The 17,874-nt window shown below is 71.3% G+C and carries 15 protein-coding genes and 1 pseudogene; 11 read left to right on the plus strand and 5 right to left on the minus strand.

Annotation, left to right across the window (positions count from 1 at the left end):
- The first annotated feature begins 529 nt into the window (after positions 1 to 529).
- From V8690_RS17665 to V8690_RS17675, 3 genes are all read left to right on the plus strand, one after another.
- On the plus strand, positions 530 to 1,336 hold the full coding sequence (locus tag V8690_RS17665; protein ID WP_338779990.1) for an SAM-dependent methyltransferase: 807 nt from the start codon (positions 530 to 532) through the stop codon (positions 1,334 to 1,336).
- 96 nt (positions 1,337 to 1,432) lie between these two features.
- Positions 1,433 to 2,131 (plus strand): hypothetical protein, encoded by a 699-nt coding sequence (locus tag V8690_RS17670; protein WP_338779992.1) that lies wholly within the window; start codon positions 1,433 to 1,435, stop codon positions 2,129 to 2,131.
- Positions 2,132 to 2,166: 35 nt separating this feature from the next.
- A complete protein-coding gene (locus V8690_RS17675; RefSeq protein WP_338779993.1) occupies positions 2,167 to 2,643 on the plus strand; it encodes a MarR family transcriptional regulator in 477 nt (158 codons plus the stop codon).
- Positions 2,644 to 2,681: 38 nt separating this feature from the next.
- Here the strand turns inward: V8690_RS17675 and V8690_RS17680 are convergent, their stop codons facing one another.
- Positions 2,682 to 3,869 carry an MFS transporter gene (locus V8690_RS17680; RefSeq protein WP_338779994.1) on the minus strand — a complete coding sequence of 396 codons (1,188 nt, stop codon included), beginning with the start codon at positions 3,867 to 3,869 and terminating at the stop codon, positions 2,682 to 2,684.
- A gap of 70 nt (positions 3,870 to 3,939) precedes the next feature.
- On the opposite strand from V8690_RS17680, the gene V8690_RS17685 reads away from it, so the two are divergent.
- From V8690_RS17685 to V8690_RS17695, 3 genes are all read left to right on the plus strand, one after another.
- The gene (locus V8690_RS17685) at positions 3,940 to 4,935 is read left to right on the plus strand and encodes an ArsR family transcriptional regulator (RefSeq protein WP_338779996.1); all 996 of its coding nucleotides are present in this window, start codon (positions 3,940 to 3,942) and stop codon (positions 4,933 to 4,935) included.
- Positions 4,932 to 5,435: a glutathione peroxidase gene (locus V8690_RS17690; protein WP_338779998.1), complete on the plus strand. Its 504-nt coding sequence runs from the start codon at positions 4,932 to 4,934 to the stop codon at positions 5,433 to 5,435. Before V8690_RS17685 ends, V8690_RS17690 begins: the two co-directional genes overlap by 4 nt.
- A gap of 68 nt (positions 5,436 to 5,503) precedes the next feature.
- Positions 5,504 to 6,397, plus strand: coding sequence for a MerR family transcriptional regulator (locus tag V8690_RS17695; protein WP_338780000.1), 894 nt, complete (start codon positions 5,504 to 5,506; stop codon positions 6,395 to 6,397).
- Between the two features lie 119 nt (positions 6,398 to 6,516).
- Here the strand turns inward: V8690_RS17695 and V8690_RS17700 are convergent, their stop codons facing one another.
- The 3 genes from V8690_RS17700 to V8690_RS17710 form a co-directional block, all read right to left on the minus strand.
- Positions 6,517 to 6,708, minus strand: a complete 192-nt coding sequence (locus V8690_RS17700; RefSeq protein ID WP_086564378.1) for a DUF397 domain-containing protein — start codon at positions 6,706 to 6,708, stop codon at positions 6,517 to 6,519.
- A gap of 211 nt (positions 6,709 to 6,919) precedes the next feature.
- The gene (locus V8690_RS17705; RefSeq protein WP_338780006.1) at positions 6,920 to 7,777 is read right to left on the minus strand and encodes a helix-turn-helix transcriptional regulator; all 858 of its coding nucleotides are present in this window, start codon (positions 7,775 to 7,777) and stop codon (positions 6,920 to 6,922) included.
- Between the two features lie 235 nt (positions 7,778 to 8,012).
- Positions 8,013 to 8,768 carry a GPP34 family phosphoprotein gene (locus tag V8690_RS17710; RefSeq protein ID WP_338780008.1) on the minus strand — a complete coding sequence of 252 codons (756 nt, stop codon included), beginning with the start codon at positions 8,766 to 8,768 and terminating at the stop codon, positions 8,013 to 8,015.
- Between the two features lie 236 nt (positions 8,769 to 9,004).
- Here V8690_RS17710 and V8690_RS17715 point away from each other — a divergent pair, with 236 nt between their 5' ends.
- Both V8690_RS17715 and V8690_RS17720 read left to right on the plus strand, forming a co-directional pair.
- Positions 9,005 to 11,755 (plus strand): D-alanyl-D-alanine carboxypeptidase, encoded by a 2,751-nt coding sequence (locus V8690_RS17715; protein ID WP_338780009.1) that lies wholly within the window; start codon positions 9,005 to 9,007, stop codon positions 11,753 to 11,755.
- A 194-nt stretch (positions 11,756 to 11,949) separates the two neighbouring features.
- Positions 11,950 to 13,839 (plus strand): MFS transporter, encoded by a 1,890-nt coding sequence (locus V8690_RS17720; RefSeq protein WP_338780011.1) that lies wholly within the window; start codon positions 11,950 to 11,952, stop codon positions 13,837 to 13,839.
- A 12-nt stretch (positions 13,840 to 13,851) separates the two neighbouring features.
- Here V8690_RS17720 and V8690_RS17725 read toward each other — a convergent pair.
- Positions 13,852 to 14,085: pseudogene (locus V8690_RS17725) on the minus strand (hypothetical protein); the annotation flags it as partial.
- 54 nt (positions 14,086 to 14,139) lie between these two features.
- Here V8690_RS17725 and V8690_RS17730 point away from each other — a divergent pair.
- The 3 genes from V8690_RS17730 to V8690_RS17740 all read left to right on the plus strand — a co-directional run bounded on the left by V8690_RS17730 (position 14,140) and on the right by V8690_RS17740 (position 17,869).
- Positions 14,140 to 14,997: a hypothetical protein gene (locus V8690_RS17730; protein ID WP_338780014.1), complete on the plus strand. Its 858-nt coding sequence runs from the start codon at positions 14,140 to 14,142 to the stop codon at positions 14,995 to 14,997.
- Positions 14,998 to 15,109: 112 nt separating this feature from the next.
- Complete coding sequence (locus V8690_RS17735; RefSeq protein ID WP_338780016.1) at positions 15,110 to 16,729, plus strand: Hsp70 family protein; 1,620 nt, start codon at positions 15,110 to 15,112, stop codon at positions 16,727 to 16,729.
- Between the two features lie 30 nt (positions 16,730 to 16,759).
- Positions 16,760 to 17,869 carry a tetratricopeptide repeat protein gene (locus V8690_RS17740; RefSeq protein ID WP_338780018.1) on the plus strand — a complete coding sequence of 370 codons (1,110 nt, stop codon included), beginning with the start codon at positions 16,760 to 16,762 and terminating at the stop codon, positions 17,867 to 17,869.
- Positions 17,870 to 17,874: the final 5 nt, after the last annotated feature.

Here is a 17,874-nt window from a genome sequence, read left to right on the forward strand (position 1 = left end):
ACGATTCGCCGCATGCCTGAATGGGTGACGCCCGCCTGATCCTGGGCAACGGCGCCGGTACGCGGTGCCCCACTGTGCCGCGCGTCCGTACCAGTTCGCCTTCAGCGAGCTCGACTACGCCTATCAGCCGTGGGACATCGGGGACGGGGTGGACGCCGGCGTCGGTGGGGTCGCGCTGGTGCTGGCCGGGGTCGGGGCCGCGGGGATCGTCGGGGCCGACATCGGTGCCGGGCTGCCGATCATCTTCGGTACGCCGGTCGCCACCGGCTGGTGCTGTGGGCCCTGGGGCGGGGCGTGTGGCTGGCGACGCGGCGGCACGGCAACGACGGCGGGACCGGCGGCCGACGCCCGGGCGGTTTCGCCCCCGGCGGGGTATGACGGGCGGCACTCGCTACGGGCGGCGGCTCGCTTCCGGTGGCCGAAACTTTACGGTGGCCCGGTGGCGGGGCGGACAACATCCGTATGCGACCAGGGGGTTCACCTAGGTTGGTGGACCGGTCCCCCTTCCCCACCCCCAGGAGGCCCTGCCATGCCCGACGACAGCCTGCGTGCCCGTATCGACACGTCCAAGCCGCACTCGGCCCGCTTCTGGAACTACTTCGTCGGCGGCAAGGACAACTACGAGGTCGACCGCGAGATCGGCGACCAGATCAAGTCGATCTTCCCGGGTCTGGTCGACGTGGCCGCCACGAGCCGTCGGTTCCTCGGGCGGGCCGTGCGGTATCTGGCCGTCGAGCAGGGTGTGCGGCAGTTCCTGGACATCGGCACCGGGCTGCCGACCGCCGACAACACGCACGAGGTCGCCCAGCGCGTGGCACCGGACTCCCGGATCGTGTACGTCGACAACGACCCCGTCGTGCTGGCCCACGCGGGCGCCCTGCTCACCAGCACGCCCGAGGGCACGACCGCCTATCTGGACGCCGACCTGTACGACCCGGAGGCGGTCCTGGCCGCCGCCGCGGGCACGCTCGACCTGTCCCGGCCTGTCGGCCTGATGATCCTCAACACGCTGGGGCACGTCGCCGACTACGAGCAGGCCCGTGACCTGGTGCGGCGGCTCATGGCCGGGCTGCCGGCCGGCAGCCACCTGGTGATCAGTGACAGCACCGCGACGAGTGAGGGCATGATCGCCGCGTCGGAGGCTTACAACGCGAGCGGGGCCGTGCCGTATTACGTCCGTGAGGTCGCCGAGATCGCCGGGCTCTTCGACGGGCTGGAGCTGGTGGAGCCAGGAGTTGTACGGGTGCCCGAGTGGCGGCAGGAGCCTGCCGAGGGGCCGGTCGGTGAGGGCGCCGCCGGTGTGGACGCGTACTGCGGCGTGGGCCGCAAGCCCTAGGGGAATCCGTACCGTTCCGTGCGGCGCCGTGGGGCCCTGTCACCCGTACGGGCCGATCACCCAAGCCCTTCCCACCGCCCACGCGATAATCAGCACATGTCCGAACCACCCCCCGCCCCCGAGCCGGTCCGGCGGCTCATCGGTGATCTTCTCGCGGTGGGTGAGGCGTACGACCTCGTCCTCGCGGGCGGGTACGCGGTGCTGGCGCACGGGCTGGTGCGGCGGGCCGGGCGGGACGTGGACGTCGCCACGGAGCACCCCGCCGGGATGGACGGCATCGCCGACACCGTCCGGACGGGGCTCGTGGGACGCGGCTGGCTCGTGCGGACACTGGAGAGCGATCCGCTGTCCGCCCAGTTCCTCGTCACCGACGCGGCGACCGCTGCGGAGTACGAGACCGGCATCCGCAAGGAGGTGCTGTGGCGCCCGCCCGTGGCGACCGGGCTCGGGCAGGCCCTCTCCCTCGACGACCTCGTCGGCACCCGCGTGCGGGACCTGGCCGATCGCGGACTCGCCCGCGACCTGGTCTACGTACACGCCGCCTCGGCCCGCTGGAGCCATCCCGAACTGGAGGAACTCGGCCGCCGTCACGCCCCCGAACCCTTCGACCTCACCGATCTCCAGGCCCGGCTGACCGGCACGGACTGGCTCGACGACAGAGCGTTCACCGCCCACGGCCTCGACGCCGCTGCCGTCGCCGGACTCCGCCGCTGGGCCCAGGAGTGGGCCGACGACATCGCGGAACGGCTCATCGAGGGCCGGGCCCCGGACGAGAGCGCCCCGGACGAGGAGTGAGCGCACCGGGACTGGCCGGTCGGTACCCTGACCGGATGGGGAAAGGGGCAACCGGGCAGGTGGGGGTGGTCGCCGCGCTCGTACGGGCGGCGTTCCTGGTGGACGGTGTGTATGCGGAGGCCAGCCGGGCGTACGGGCTGACACCGCAGCAGGGGCAGCTGCTCTGCGTACTGATGCCGCAGCCTTACGGGATGGGCGAGCTCGGGGAGATGCTCGGGCTGGCGAAGTCGAGTCTGACCGGGCTGGTGGACCGGACGGTGCAGCGCGGACTGGTACGGCGGGAGGCCGACCCGCGCGACGGGCGGGCCGTGCGGGTGGGGCTGACGGAGGAAGGCGCCGCGCTCGCCGAGGCGTTCTACACAGAGACCTGCCGCCGGATGGAGGCCCTGCCGTCCGGGCTCAGCGGCGCCGAGCGGGAACGGCTGGCCGTACTGCTGTCGCGGGTCGTGGTCGACAACGAGGTTCCCGAGGTGTTCGTGGAGGCCGAGCAGGTCTTCGGCGGCGTCGAGTAGCGGACCTTCCGAAGCTCACCGGACCTTCCGTCAGAAGCTCACCGTCCAGGCGCCGGGGCCATCGCCCGCTGCTCCCGCCTCCCCGCCGCCATCAGCGCCAGCGTCACCCCGGCCGACAGCGTCGCCATGGCCGTCATCGCTGCGGCCGGGGAGGTCAGTTGGGCCACCGAGCCGGCGAGCGCCGCGGCCACGCCCTGCATCGTGAGCATGCCGGCCGAGTGCAGTCCCAGGGCGTGACCCGTCAGTTCGTCGTGCGTCAGGGCCACCAGGCGCTCCTGCTGGACGAGGCTGGCGCCGAAGCCGACGGAGGCCAGCGTGACGGCGGCCGCCGCGAGCGGCAGCGGCGGGTGCAGCAGGAAGGGCACGTACGGGACGGCCAGGAGCAGCAGGAGCGGGAAGCCCAGGCGGGGGCGAAGCCGCGGTGGGACCAGGCGGCCCACCAGCACGTCCCCGGCCAGCATGCCCAGCGCGGCGAAGGCGAACAGGGTGCCGGCGGAGTCGGGGGCGTAGGAGACGTAGAGGGATTCGCAGCCCACGACCAGGCCGTTGGGGATCCAGAGGGCCAGATAGACCTGGCGGCGGGGCGGGGACGACCACAGCAGGGCGTTGGCGCGCCACGTCGCCGACACCGAGGGGCGGCCGGTCGTACGGGGTGGGCGGCTGGTCAGGCCGAGGCGGACGACCGCGGCCGACAGCAGGTAGAGGACGGCGGACACCAGCAGGGAGATCCGCGGGGACAGCAGGGCCACGAGGGCACCGCCGGTCGCGTACCCGGCGATCTGCATGAGGCCGCTCATCATGTTGAAGACCGAGCGGCCCAGCAGATAGCCGTCCTTGGAGAGGATTTCGTTCAGCAGGCCCCAGCGCACTCCCCCGCCCACCGACTTCGCCAGCCCCATGGCCAGGACGATCGCGAAGAGGGTCCAGATCGGCAGTCCGGGCAGGGCCAGGGCCGCCGTGCCCGCAGCGAAGAGGAGGGGCAGGGCCGTCAGGGCCGCGCGCGGGGGCAGCCGGTCGGCCGCCGAGAGCAGGAACATCGCGCCCACCACCTGCACCAGCGACGAGCCGGACATGCTCAGCGCGGACAGCAGCGGCGACTCGGTCGCCCGGTACACCAGGGTGCCCAGCGCCAGTTCGCCCATCGTCTGGGCGACCGTCTGCGCCGACGCGGCCAGGAAGAACGGGGTGAACTCGGGGGTACGGAACAGTTCGCGGTAGCTGCGCATCCGCGGAGTCTCCGGCGTCCCGGATCGCGTGGTTATTGTTTCGCACAGGTGCGAAACATCGGGGGTGCGCATGGGCTGGTGGCAGATCAACGCCGACACCCTGGCCGGGAGCCGGTTCGTACTCTCCCCGCTCGCCGAGACCTTCGCCTGCCTCCAGTTGCTGCACCGGGGCACGCCCGCACACCCGGGCGAACGGGCCTGGCTGCGCGAGCACCTGCCCGGCTACCGGGCCCGGCTCGCCGCCGACCCCGTGACCGCGCTGCTCGTCCGCGCCGGGCTGGGCCGGTCCTGGATCGCCGACTTCCTCACGCCCACGCCGGGAGACCGGGAGACCTTCGAGGAAGGGGTGGCGCGGGTACGGGCCGCCCACCCCGACGAGGCCCGCGCCCATCTGCGGACCTCCCTCGCCGGCCCGCTTCCCTCCACCCTGGACCGGGACGACCTCCCCGAGCGCGCGGCCGGCCTGCTGACATACGTCTGGACCGAGACCGTACGGCCGGACTGGGACCGGCGCCGGCGGGTGCTGGAGGCGGACGTCGTCGCCCGGACCGCGCAGGTGAGCCGGGGCGGCTGGGCGGCGGTGCTGGACGCGCTGCGACCGGGCAGGACCCGGTGGCTGGGGGACAACCGGCTCCAGGTGAATCTGCACGAGTACCCGCCCCGCGAGATCTCCGGCGCCGAGCTCCTGTTCGTGCCGGTCACCCCGAAGACCGGCTGGGTGTCCTGGGAGGAGCCCCACCGGTACGCGGTGATCTACGCGTGCGCGGGCGCGCTCGCCGACCCCGGCAGCAGGCCGGTACCCGCGAGCCTCGCCGCCCTGCTCGGCACCGCCCGGGCCCGTGTCCTCGTCCTGCTGGACTCCCCTCTGAGCACCAGTCAGCTGGTCGCCGTGACCGGGCAGGGCCTCGGCTCGGTCGGGCGGCATCTGCGGGTCCTGCTGGACGCGGGCCTGGTGGAACGGGGCCGGGCGGGCCGGTCGGTGCTCTACGCGCGGACGGCCGCGGGGCAGGTGCTGGTCGAGGCCGGAACCGGCCCGGCACCCGCCGGAGCTAGCATCCGCTCATGACGACTGACAACGGTTCCTCTCCCCTCGACGTCGAGATCGGTGCCCTCCAGGGCGGCTCCGCCGACCTGTCCCAGTACGCGGGCCAGGCGGTGCTCGTGGTGAACGTGGCCTCCAAGTGCGGCCTGACCCCGCAGTACAACGGGCTGGAGAAGCTCCACGAGCGCTACGCCGAGCGCGGCTTCACCGTCCTCGGCGTGCCCTGCAACCAGTTCCTCGGGCAGGAGCCCGGCAACGCCGAGGAGATCGCCGAGTTCTGCTCGGCGACGTACGGCGTGACCTTCCCGATGACCGAGAAGGTCGAGGTCAACGGCGAGAACCGGCACCCGCTGTACGACCGCCTGACCGGCTTCGCCGACGCCGAGGGGCACAGCGGGGACATCCGCTGGAACTTCGAGAAGTTCCTCCTCGGCCGGGACGGCCGGGTCGTCGCCCGCTTCTCCCCGCAGACCGAGCCGGAGGCGGCGGAGGTCGTGGCGGCGATCGAGGCGCAGCTGGCCTGACACCCCTGCTTGACCTTGCCCCTGGGGCAGGGCCGAGCGTCCTCGTCGTCGGGCGGAAGAGCTGCCCGATGACGGAGGATGCCGTGGTGGACGCACCGGACCGGGACCTGCTCACCATCGGGGCGTTCGCCGCGCGCGCCCGGCTGTCGGCCAAGGCCCTGCGGCTGTACGACCGGCTGGGGCTGCTGTCCCCGGCGCACGTCGACGAGGCCACCGGCTACCGCTACTACCGCGCCGGCCAGGTCGAACGGGCCCGGCTGGTGGCGATGCTGCGGCAGCTGGACATGCCGCTCGCCCGGATCGCCGAGGTGGTCGCGGCGGGCGACGGGCCGGCGGCGGCGGAGCTGCTCGGCACGTACTGGGCGGATGTCGAGGCGCGGGTGGCGGGGCAGCGGACGCTCGCCGAGTACCTCCGTGGACGGCTGTCGGGGAGGAGCTCCGAGATGTACCGGAAGTTCGTGATCGAGACGGTGGACGTGCCCCAGCAGGTGGTGATCACCGAGAAGCGGCACACGCTGGCGGATGAGCTGCCGGCCTGGATCGGGGCGGCGCTGGGCCGGCTGGAGGGGGCGGCCCGGGAGTGCGGGGGCGTGGCCGGGGTGCCGTACGTCGCCTACCACGCCGAGGTGTCGATGGAGAGCGACGGCCCCGCCGAGGCGTGCGTGCCGGTCGCCGACGAGGAGGCGGCACGGGCCTGGGCCGAACAGCACGGGCGGGCGTGGGAGACGGCGGTGCGGGTGGAGGCGGCCCAGCGGCTGGCGTACACCCGGATCACCAAGGCGCAGGTGGCGCACCCGCAGATCCTGGCCGCGTTCGAGGCGGTGGAGGAGTGGATGGCGACCGGGGGACTGACCCCGGCCGGCCCGTGCCGGGAGCTGTACTTCGCCGACTGGGAGGCGGCGGGAGCCGACGATCCCGTGTGTGACGTGGCGTTCCCGGTGAACCGACTGCCGGTGGGCTGAATCCCCGTGGGCTGATCTCCCTCGGGATCCGCGGGCACAAGCGGAGCCCTCTCGGCAAGGACGGCGAGGCTGGTCGAGAGGGCTCTTCGGTGGTGCTTGTGCTGTTGTCGAGCGGTGGCTCAGGCCTTGACCGAGGCCACGAAGGCGCTCCACGCATCGGCGGGAAACGCCAGCTTGGGACCCTCGGGGACCTTGGTGTCCCCGAGTTCCAGGGCCTCTTCGACGGTCGACCTGACCATCACACAGGCGCCGTTGTTGTTGGTGTAGGAGGACGTCGTCCACGTTTCCGTGGCGCCCAGACGAATTGCCATGTTCGCTCCGTAGCAGTTGCGTTTGCGCCAACCCGTGCTGGTGGTTGGCGTGATCGACGCTACTCGCCCACATCCTCGCTCGGAGCAGTCATTCACTCGACTGGATGGCATATTCCAGGGGAGACTTCCAGTCAGGCGTGTCAGAGGTGTAGCATCCCGCACTTTGCCGGACGGAAGGTCTCACGCCACGAAGGTCTCGCGCCGCGGAGAGTCAGCGCGCGTAGTCCTTCGCCAGGCGCTCGACGAGCTGCCGCGACTGGTCCACGTTCAGCGACTGCGCGCGCAGGTGCTCGTACATCACCGTGTACTTCTGCACGTCGAGCGGCTTCTCCAGGTACAGGTCGCTGGTCACGCCCTCGATGTACACCACGCTGGAGTCGGCCGCGTCGGCGAACTCCAGGATCGAGTACTGGCCGTTGATGCCGGCGTGCGCGCCGACCTCGAACGGCAGCACCTGCACGGTGATGTGGGGCAGCTGCGACATCTCGATGAGGTGCTCCAGCTGCTCGCGCATCACCTGCCGGCTCCCGACGACCCGGTGCAGGGACGCCTCGTCCAGGACCACCCACAGCCGCAACGGGTCCGTCTCGGCGGTGATACGGCCCTGCCGGCGCAGGCGGACCTCGACGCGCTTGTCGTTGTCCGCCTCCGACGCCTCGGGCGAGCCGCCCCGGATGATGGCCTCGGCGTACGCACGCGTCTGCAACAGGCCGGTGATGATCTGGGGTTCGTAGACCCTGAGCGACTCGGCGTCCGTCTCCAGGCCGATGTAGACGCTGTACGGGATGTCCCCGAAGGCGTGCCACCAGCCCTGCTGCCGGGAGTCCTTGGCCATCTGCATCAGCGAGTCGACGATCCGCTGGTCCTCGACCTCGTAGACCCCGCACAGGTCGCGGACATCGCGCTGGCTGATGCTGCGCCGGCCGTTCTCCAGCCGGCTGATCTTCGACTGCGACACCAGCAGCCGCTCGGCGACCTCTTCGGCCGTCATGCCCTTGAGCTCACGGAGCCGGCGCAGCTCCTGGCCCAGCCGGCGCCGCCTGACGGTGGGATTGACATTCGACGCCACGGGACGTGCACCTCCGGCTGCATGCCTCTACTACTTCGCGTATCTGCTGTTGAGCAGACTGCCACCAAGATGCTTCCTACCGCTGGGAAACGGTGGATATGCGACGGGTACACGCCAGTTCGGACAGGCACGCCGAGCGGGGCGGGGAGAGTGTGTGCTCTCCCCGCCCCGCTCGGACAGCGGCTCCCGTGACCGGGTTCGTGGGTGCGGCGTCGTGCTCGTGCTGCCGCGCGGCTCAGTGGGCCACGGCACGCGCCATGGTTCCGTGGCGCGGTTGCATCGGAACGCCTCGGGCGGGTTCCGGTGCGGACCTGGCTCCGCCGGCGGCCTGGCGGCCGGACGGGGCCGGGCTGCGGCGCGGCTGGGCCGCCACGCCGTTCTGGACGTCCATCACGGCGTGCGCGACGAGACCGCCCATGGGGTCGTGCCTGATCAGGTCCCGCAGCCGGGACCGAGAGGAACGCCCCTCGTTGCCCGGATACAGGTGCTTGCCGAGGCCGACCGCGTGTGCCAGGGCGGCGAGCGCGGCGGTCCGCGGGTCCGGCGGTACGCCGGTGCGGATCGCCGAGTCCAGCCGGGCCCTGATCTCCCGGCTGATGTCGTTGTCCGTCGCCTGGTAGCGAGTCGTCGGCAGCACTCCGCACATCTGGCCCGCCACGGCATGCACCATGCCGCACCGCTCCAGATGCGAGAGGTAGGTCTGGCGGAGCCCCAATCGTGGTCCGCCGATCCAGTGAACCGCCCGTACGGGAGCGCCGCGCCTTCGCAGCAACTCCAACGCGCAGTCCAGAGTTGGATCTCCAGTCGGCCGTGGTACAACCACGGCGATACGATCCCCGTCTGGGGCTATCCGTCCGGCCAGCGCCAGCTCTACTAGCTGTGCTCCGGCCAGACCGAGGTCGAGCGACTGCGGCTGTGCAGTGGTACCCGTGGCCGGGTCCAACGCCAGCAGCAGAAGCTCCTCCGGAAGTGTTCTGCGGCTCCTGCCCATCCATGCCTCCCCGCGTGGATGAATGACAGGGTGACCCCTCTCACATTGGTCTGTCGAGGGTGCGTGACCGGTTCGTAGTGGAACCAGTAGGTATGTCGTTCTCGTCTACCGGATGGGTTCAGTCCGCGCACAGGACACTGGTACAGGTTCGGACAGCGCCGGGGAGCGGTGTCACGGGCGGCGGTTCACGGTTCGGTACGCGCACGCGGGGAGTGCGGCGCGAGGAGGAGGCATCGGTGGCGGGCGAGTCCCCCGACAGGTCGAAGCAGCGCGAGTCGTCGGCACAACCGACGTCGGGGAGCGCGAGTCCGGTTCCCGAGGCCAGGAGCGAGGCCCCACCCACACGCGACCCGCGCCTCGCGGTGGCCCGGGACACGGAGAGGTCCGCGAAGCGGGGCAGCACCGACACGGCGACCCGCGTGCAGCCCGCCCGGACGGCGGAGCAACGGGAGGGAGCGGCTGACGCCGAGCGGGACGCGGGCGAGGCGGGCTCGGTGGCCGGCGCCGAGCAGCGTGCCGGTGCCGCGAAGGCGGGGGCTGACGCCGAGCAGGGCGAGAGTGACGCCGGTGCCGAGGGCGCGGCGGCCGATGCGTCCCAGCGGCTTGCGGAGGAGCCCGTGAAGGGCTCCGGCGGGTCTTCGGGGGCGACCGGGGCCTCGGCCTCGGTCGAGCCCTCCGAGCCTGGCGAGTCCACCGGCTCCGGCAAGGCTTCCGGATCCGCCGACGGTTCCGAGTCCGGTGAGGGGTCCTCCGGCTCCGGTGAGCGCGAGGACGACGCTGCCGCCAGTGGCGGGCGGCTGCGGGACACCGTGGCCGCGTGGGTCGCGTCGGCCGACGAGGACGAGGAGTCTGCGGCAGCCGAGGGCCGGGGCGAGCGGGCCGAGGGCGCCGGCAAGGGCTCTGGGGACGGCCAGGAGGCGGCTGAGAGGGCGGAAGAGCCCACGGAGGCCGCGGAGGCCGACACGGACGGCCAGAAGCCTGAGAAGGCCGCTGAGGCCGACGTAGACGCCCGGGACGACCGAGAGGCCGAAGGCTCGGACGAGGTCGCGGACGCTGAGGCGAACGTCCAGGACCGGCCGAAGACCGCAGGCACGGCTGACTCTGCCGACGCCGCCACCCACGCCCCCGACCGGCCGAAGACCGAAGACCCGGACGACGCCGCCGACGCCGCCACCCACGCCCCCGACCGGCCGGAGACCGAAGACCCGGACGACGCCGCGGAGGCCGGTGCCGGGGATCAGGGCGGGCAGGAAAAGGGCGACGAGGCTGAGGCGGACCGTTCCGCCACCGGCGATGGCGCGGGTGCTTCCGAGGCCGGCTCGGCGGGCGCCGCCGCCGACGTCGGCACCGGCGACACCCCGGAGAAGCCCGAGCCGGCCGAGGCCGACTCCCCCGAGCCCGATGCCGAGGACACCCCCGACACAGACACCGGCAAGGGCGACGCCGGACCCCCCGTCGACCAGCCCACCGCCGTCTTCAAAGCCGTGCGGCCCCCGGTCGATCAGCCGACCACCATGCTGAAGCTCGGCGGTGCCGCCAAGGACGCCGAGGACGCCCCCGAGAAGGACGCCGAGCGGACCAGCAAGTTCGTCGCGCTCAAGCCGCTGGACGACCCGGCGACCCGTAAGCCCGCCCCCGCCCCCGCCGACGCCACCGCACCCGTGCCCACCGTCGGCCCCGAGCGGACCACCCAGCAGCCCATGCCGCCGAAGCCGCCGCTGGATCTGCTGGCCGAGCTGACGAACACCCCGCCGCCGCCGGACACCCCGCTGCGGACGGCCGTGCGGCGGGTGAAGATCTGGACGCCGCTGGTGCTGCTGCTGGTGGTCGTCCTCGGTGTCGTGCAGAGCGTGCGCCCGCTGCCCGCGCCCACCCTGGAACTCACCGCCGAGGACAGCTACACCTTCGAGGGCGGCAAGGTCGACATCCCCTGGCCGGCCAAGGGCCAGGCCGCGCTGGACGTGCAGGGCATCGGCACGTTCGGGTCGTCCGGCGAGCAGAAGCCCGTGCCGATCGCGAGTGTCGCCAAGGTCATGACCGCCTATGTGATCCTCCGCGATCACCCGCTCAAGAGCGGTGAGGACGGGCCGAAGATCGAGATCGACCAGGCCGCCGAGGACCAGTCCGACGCCGGCCAGGAGTCCACCGTCGACGTCACCAAGGGCGACAAGATCAGTGAGCGGGAGGCTCTGGAGAGCATCCTCATCGCTTCCGCGAACAACGTGGCGCGGCTGCTCGCCCGCTGGGACGCGGGTTCCGAGAAGGCGTTCGTGCGGAAGATGAACCAAGCCGCCCTGGACCTCGGCATGAAGAACACGACGTACACCGACCCCTCGGGCCTGAACAACACCACCGTGTCCACGGCCGTGGACCAGGTGAAGCTCGCCAAGGCGGCCATGGAGCAGCCCGCCTTCCGCGAGGTCGCGGCGATGATGTCGTACGTCGACTACAAGGGCACCAAGCACGACAACTGGAACCGCCTGGTCGGCTACAACGACGTCACCGGCATCAAGACCGGCACCACCACCTCGGCACTCGGCAACCTCGTCTTCTCGGCGAGGAAGGACGTCGACGGCGGGACCCGCCGGATCGTCGGCGCCGTGGTGCGCCAGCCCGCCGGCGGCCCGGACAACACCATCCTGGGTGCCGCGCTGTACGAGGGCGACAAGCTGATCAAGGCCGCGCAGGGCGCGCTGGAGTCGGCGACGATCCTGAAGAAGGGCACGGTCGTCGGGTACGCGGACGACGGCCTCGGCGGCCGTACGCCGGTCGCCGTCACCGAGGACGTCACGGCCGTCGGCTGGGCGGGCCTGTCCGTCAAGCTGACGTTCGCCGCGGACGAGCTGCCGCACACGGCGAAGGCCGGCACGAAGGTGGGTACGCTCACCGTCGGTGACGGCAGCACCAACGCGGTCAAGGTCCCGGTCGCCCTCCAGAAGGACCTCGTGGAGCCGGGCTTCACGGACAAGCTCACGCGCATCGGCTGAGCCGGCTCGCAGGACCGCACGACCGCACCCCGCCGGTAACGGTCCGTCCGGGCGCCGCAGGCGGGGTGCGTGCTAGCGTCGCGAACCGGTCAGGGTCGCCGTCCGCGGCGGCGCGGCCGTGAACCGCTGACCAACGGGACACGGCCGGGAAGTGAAGACGAGAACAGAAGACGGGACACGGGGAGTGCCTTCGAGTGGCCACTGCGGAGCCGACACGCGCCGACGACGCCGATCCGGGCCCGGTATCCGGCCCGCGAATACGCCTGCCCGCAGCCGGGGAAGGCGGCGGCCGGGACGGCCGTGAGGCCGGCGCCTCCAGCGACTCCACTGGCTCCCCCGGCTCCCCTGACTCCCGGCTGCGGACCGCCGTACTGACGCTGCGTGAGCGCATGCTGCGCCACCCGGTCCTGTCCGTCACGGGTCTGGCCGGAGTGCTCCACGTCGTCTGGTTCTTCACGTTCGCGAACAGCGGCGGCGATCTGGCCGCGCAGGACGCCTGGGCCGAGTTCGTCGGCCGGCACCCGGACTCGGCGTACAACCTCGCCTGGTACGGCGGGATGCACCCGGTGTCGTACAGCATGGTGTCGCCGTATCTGATGTCGGTGCTCGGCGTGCGGACCACGATGATGATCGCGGGGACGGTCTCGGCGGGACTGCTGACCCTGCTCCTGCTGCGCAGCCGGTCCGTCCGCAACCCCCTGTGGGCCTCGCTGGCGGGCGTGTTCGGGCTGTTCTGCAACGCGGTGTCCGGGCGGGTGACGTTCGGCCTGGGCATGATGTTCGCGCTCGGCGCGGTCGCCGTCGTGTTCTGCTGGCCGTACCGGTGGCGTTACAAGCGCTGGGCGAAGGCCCTGTCCGCGGCGCCGCTGGCCGCGCTGGCCACCATGGCGTCGCCGGTCGCGGGGCTGTTCGTGGGCCTGGTCGCGGTGGCGCTGTTCCTCCAGAAGCGGCGCCCGGGCGCGTGGGCGCTGGGGCTGGCGCCGAGTGCGGTGGTGGCGATGTCGGCGTGGCTGTTCCCGTTCTCGGGGACGCAGCCGATGACGTACGCCTCGGTGATCCTGCCGCTCACGTACTCGATTCTCGCCTTCGCCCTCGTGCCGAAGGACTGGAGGACAGTCCGGCTGACGGCCGCGGTGTACGGGCTGGGTGTCGTGCTGGTGTGGCTGATCAGCTCCCAGATCGGTTCGAACATCACGCGGCTGGCGATGCTGTTCGCCGGGGTGGTACTGGTCGTCGCGCTGCCGTTCGCGGTGCCGCGCAGCCGCAAGTGGTACGCGATCGTCGTCGCGTTCGTCGGTTTCACCGGGTGGATCGGCTTCAAGACGGTCGACGACGTCGTGCACACGGCCCCGGCGGCGTCCTGGTCGCGCGAGCTGGCGCCGCTGGTGAACGAGTTGCAGGAGGTCGGCGCCGAGAAGGGCCGCGTGGAGGTCGTCCCCGCCCGCTCCCACCGCGAGGCCTCCGCCCTCGCCCCCTACGTCAACCTGGCCCGCGGCTGGAACCGGCAGGCCGACATGGAGCGCAACCCCCTCTTCTACGACGACACGCTCAACTCGGCGAACTACCACGAGTGGCTGAAGCGCTGGGCGGTGCACTACGTGGTGCTGCCGAAGGACGAGCCGGACGGCGACGGGGGTCAGCGGGAGCGGGCGCTGGTGCAGCGCGGGCTGCCGTATCTGACCCAGGTCTGGGGCGACGCCAACTGGCAGCTGTTCAAGGTGGCCGACCCCACCCCGCTGGCCGCGCCGAACGCGGTCGTCGACCGGGCCGAGCAGGGCGAGATGATCCTCCAGGTGAAGAAGGCGGGCCGGGTCCTGATCCGTATCCCGTACTCGCCGTGGCTGAGCATCGTCGACGCCGAGGGCAAGAGCCTGAAGCCGCCGCAGGAGACGGAGGAGTCCAGGAGGCGTCCCGAGGGCGAGCCGAGGACGTACGTCAACGTCAACGGCTGCCTGGCGGAGACGGAGGAGGACGAGGAGGGCGATAGGTGGACGGTGCTGGTCGCGCCGAAGCCGGGCACCTACCACCTGGCGGCGCCCTACCAGCTGCCCCGGGGCACGCCGTGCCCGGAGGAGCTGCGCTGACCCTGCCGGCTCTCAGCGGAGGCGGTCGACGTACCGGTCCGTTCCCGGCACCGTCGGGACGAAGGGCGCGACCAGCTCCACCCGCCCGAGCCCGGATTCGCCGACCGCCGTGTCGAGGCCGGTTAAAAAGGTTGCCCAGCATTCGCGCGGATCCGCCTGGAGGAACCACAGCAGGGTCAGCCGGGTGCCGACGCCCTCGACCTGCTTGACGTAGGTCATGCGGTCGCCGGGGAGCGGGGTCGGGCGGAGGTGAGAGAACCCACTCTCCAAATCTGACGCCTAGTCAGGTAGACCGGACCCATGACAGAGGATGCGACGCACACCCATGAAACCCACAGCCGCGCGTATGCGGACCTGGCCGCCGTCGGCCCCTACGGAGCCGACCTCGGACACGCCCTGATCACCATGGTCGAGCCGCACCCCGGCCACGAACGCCAGTACAATCGCTGGTACGAAGACGACCACTTCATTGCCGGCGCGATGGCCATGCCGTGGATGTACGCGGGCCGCCGCTGGGTCGCCACACGGGACTTGCAGCTTCTGCGCTATCCCCAGACCTCTGCCGTCGCGCAGCCGGTGACGGCAGGGTGCTACCTCTCCGTCTACTGGATGACCGCGGGCCGCTACGCCGACCACATGCGGTGGACCGTCAGCATCAACAAGCGCCTCAACCGCGACCACCGCGTCTTCCAGGAACGTACGCACATTTTCACGGCCTTCCAGGACCATGCGGCGACGGTCTACCGCGACGGCGACCACGGCCCGCGTGACATCCACGCCCTCGACCACCCCTTCGCCGGGCTCGTCGTCCAGGTCATCGACGCCAGTTCCCCCGACGGGCGCGGGGAACTGCTCGCGTGGCTGCGCGACGACCACCTTCCGAAACGGCTGGAGGGCTCGCCCGCGGCCATGGTGGCCGTCTTCACGCCAACGCCGTTGCCAGTGGACCGGATGAGCTATGTCAAACAGGTCGAGGGGGTCGGGATCCGGCTGACCCTTCTGTGGTTCTTCCTGCACGATCCCCGCGACCACTGGCAGGAGCACTTCGCGGACCTGGACACGGCGGTGGCGTCGTCCGGGCTGGGCGAGGTGCAGTTCGTCGCTCCGTTCATACCGACGGTGCCCGGGACGGACCGTTACGTGGACGAGTTGCGGTGAGCCCTGGGTCAGCAGCGCGAGCCTGGGAGATACGCTGAAGCGGCGGTCAACCGCCGCTGGAATGGGCATGATTGCGGTGGTAGCAGTTCCGTGCGCTAAGGGGGAATCAGCGGTGACGCGTGTGGTGGGCATCGACCTGGGGACGACGTACTGCGCCGTGGCGGTCGCCGACCGGTCGGGAAGCCCGTCCATCGTCCGCAACCGGGAGGGCGAGAACATCACACCGTCCGTGGTGATGTTCCAGGGCGACACCGTTGTCGTCGGCTCCCAGGCGAAGCGGTCTGCGGCCACGGCTCCCGACCACGTGGTGCAGTTCGTCAAGCGCTACATGGGGGAGACCAACCCGGTCTACCACTCGGAGTCCGGTACGCCGTACCGGCCTGAGGAGATCTCCGCTCTGCTACTCAAACGCCTCAAGGAAGATGCCGAGATCATGTTGGGCGAGCCCGTCGAGCAGGCGGTGATCACCGTACCCGCGTACTTCGACGACGTCCGGCGCAAGGCGACGCAGGACGCCGGGCGGCTCGCCGGGCTCGAGGTGCTGCGTATCGTCAACGAGCCCACCGCGGCCGCGCTCGCCTATGGCCTCGAGCAGTCCTCCGCGGACGGCGGGGAAGACGGGGAGGGTGGTGGGAGCATCGGCACCGTACTCGTCTACGACCTGGGCGGCGGCACCTTCGACGTCACCGTCATGCGGGTCGAGGACGGCGACTACACGGTGATTGCCACCGACGGGGACCGCAACCTCGGCGGATTCGACTGGGACGGCGCGCTGATGAACCACCTCAACGGCGCGTTCATGGCCTCGGGCGGTCCGGACCTCAATGAGGACAGCGCGCTTCAGGCTGAGCTGCGCGACAAGGCGGAGATCGCCAAGCGGACCCTCTCCAACGCCCCACAGGCCGTCGTGATGCTCTCCGCCGGCGGCCGCCACGAGCAGATCCGGGTGACCCGCGAGAAGTTCGAGGAGATCACCGCCGAGCTGCTCGACCGCACCCGCATCATCACCGAGGGTGTGCTGGAGGAGGCCGGCCTCGGCTGGGACGGCATCGACCGGATACTGCTGGTCGGCGGCTCCACCCGGATGCCCATGGTGCAGGAGCTGATCCAACGGCTCTCCGGCAGGGAGCCGGAGCGCGGCATCGCCCAGGACGAGGTGGTCGCGCTCGGCGCCGCACTGGTCGCGCTGGATGCCGCGGTGCGCGCCGAGGAGGCGGAGGAGAAGCGGAAGTACGTCGGCAGCGGCGCGAGCGTCGAGTCCGCCCCCGGCGACGGCCTGGCCCGCCTCACCAAGGGGAAGGTGAAGTCCATCAAAGACGTCACCTCGCAGTCTCTCGGCATGGTCACGACCAACTCGGAGAACCACGACCACCAGTACAACACGGTGATCATCCCGCACAACACGCCCGTGCCGGCCAAGAAGAGCGACATCTTCTGCACTCTCTTCGACCGGCAACGGCGGCTCCTGGTACGGGTGACGGAGGGCGACGACGAGGACCTGGCGTACGTGAAGACGGTCGGGGAGAGCACCATCGAGATCCCGCAGTACCCGAAGGGCGCGCCGTTCGAGGTGTTCTACTCCTACGACGTCGACGGCATCATCCACGTCGAGGTGAAGGACGGCACCACGGGCAAGTGGCTCGGCGAGTTCGAGCTCGAACGTCCCGACAACCTGAGCCCGGAAGAGCTGGCCGAGTTCGGTGACCGTGTCGCCCGCGTCTCGACCCTGTAGGTCCCGACCCTCCAGCCGGAGCCGGCAGCGATGACGACCGACGACATCCCCGACTACTACGCGGAGTTCGGCATCGACCGTGCCGCGACCGCGGACCAGGTCTCCCGGCAGCTCGACCGGGCCTTCCGCACCTGGTCGAGCCGGGCCAGCCGGGGCCCCGACGCCAAGAAGCGACGGGAGGCCGAGGACAAGGTCGAGCTGATCTACGAGGCACGGAAGGAACTGCTCGACGCCACCCGGCGCCACGCCTACGACCGCCGGCTGGACCAGGCGCGGCAGCGCCCCCGCTCACCGGAGCCCGCGCCGCAACCGCAACCGCAACCGCAGTCAGCCCAGCACGGCCGGGACTGGGTGAAGCACGCCCGCAGGCTGATGAGCGAGGGCGACGACGAGGGCGCGCTGTACGAGCTGCGGCAGGCCGTGCACCACGACGAGGGCAACGGCGACGCCTGGCGGCTGCTCGGTGCCCTCCACGCCAAGCAAGGTCAGTTGGGCGACGCGTTGCAGGAGTTCCAGCGGGCTCGTGCACTGTACCCCGGCGACGCGCTCACCCACTCTCTGATCGCCCGGGTCTACGAGCAGCTAGGCGATCACGTCACCGCCGCCAACTGGCACCTGACGGCGGCTCAGCTCGCACCCGCCGACGTCGACCTCCAGATCACCGCCGCCGACAGCCTCTACCGGACCGGCCGCTACGACGAGGCACTGAGCACATACGAACGAGCCCTGGCGGAGTGGCCCGGCCACAACGGCGTCAGCAACCAGATCGGCTGGATCTGGTTACGGCGCGCCGAGGGCGCCATGGTCTGGCACCCGACCAGGCAGCGGTACGTCATCGCCTCGGCGGACAGTGTCCCGGTGGTCACGCACTGCGTGGGCCAAGCGCTGGCCGTCGGTGTCTCGGATGTCGAGCTCCGCGACCGGCTGACCGCGTACCGGGTGGATGCGGCCGAGGCACTCGGCAGGACCTGGCGCTGGTACAAGAGCATGGCCTCGGTCATGGGCGTCTGCGTCGCGCTGATGCTCACGCTGCCGGATCCGCTCGGTCTGCTGCCCCTTGCCGGGTTCTTCGGGCTGCCGATCGCGATGGGCGTCAAGCCGCGATGGCGGCACACCTACAACGACCTGCGCCCGCGCTGAAGGCC

The sequence above is a fragment of the Streptomyces sp. DG1A-41 genome, from assembly GCF_037055355.1.
Taxonomy (GTDB): domain Bacteria; phylum Actinomycetota; class Actinomycetes; order Streptomycetales; family Streptomycetaceae; genus Streptomyces.

Excerpts from the sequence above, each read along its gene's own strand:
- V8690_RS17665 (WP_338779990.1), top strand. The coding sequence starts at position 530 with ATGCCCGACGACAGCCTGCGTGCCCGTATCGACACGTCCAAGCCGCAC.
- V8690_RS17670 (WP_338779992.1), top strand. The coding sequence starts at position 1,433 with ATGTCCGAACCACCCCCCGCCCCCGAGCCGGTCCGGCGGCTCATCGGT.
- V8690_RS17675 (WP_338779993.1), top strand. The coding sequence starts at position 2,167 with ATGGGGAAAGGGGCAACCGGGCAGGTGGGGGTGGTCGCCGCGCTCGTA.
- V8690_RS17680 (WP_338779994.1), bottom strand. The coding sequence starts at position 3,869 with ATGCGCAGCTACCGCGAACTGTTCCGTACCCCCGAGTTCACCCCGTTC.
- V8690_RS17685 (WP_338779996.1), top strand. The coding sequence starts at position 3,940 with ATGGGCTGGTGGCAGATCAACGCCGACACCCTGGCCGGGAGCCGGTTC.
- V8690_RS17690 (WP_338779998.1), top strand. The coding sequence starts at position 4,932 with ATGACGACTGACAACGGTTCCTCTCCCCTCGACGTCGAGATCGGTGCC.
- V8690_RS17695 (WP_338780000.1), top strand. The coding sequence starts at position 5,504 with ATGACGGAGGATGCCGTGGTGGACGCACCGGACCGGGACCTGCTCACC.
- V8690_RS17700 (WP_086564378.1), bottom strand. The coding sequence starts at position 6,708 with ATGGCAATTCGTCTGGGCGCCACGGAAACGTGGACGACGTCCTCCTAC.
- V8690_RS17710 (WP_338780008.1), bottom strand. The coding sequence starts at position 8,768 with ATGGGCAGGAGCCGCAGAACACTTCCGGAGGAGCTTCTGCTGCTGGCG.
- V8690_RS17730 (WP_338780014.1), top strand. The coding sequence starts at position 14,140 with ATGACAGAGGATGCGACGCACACCCATGAAACCCACAGCCGCGCGTAT.
- V8690_RS17740 (WP_338780018.1), top strand. The coding sequence starts at position 16,760 with ATGACGACCGACGACATCCCCGACTACTACGCGGAGTTCGGCATCGAC.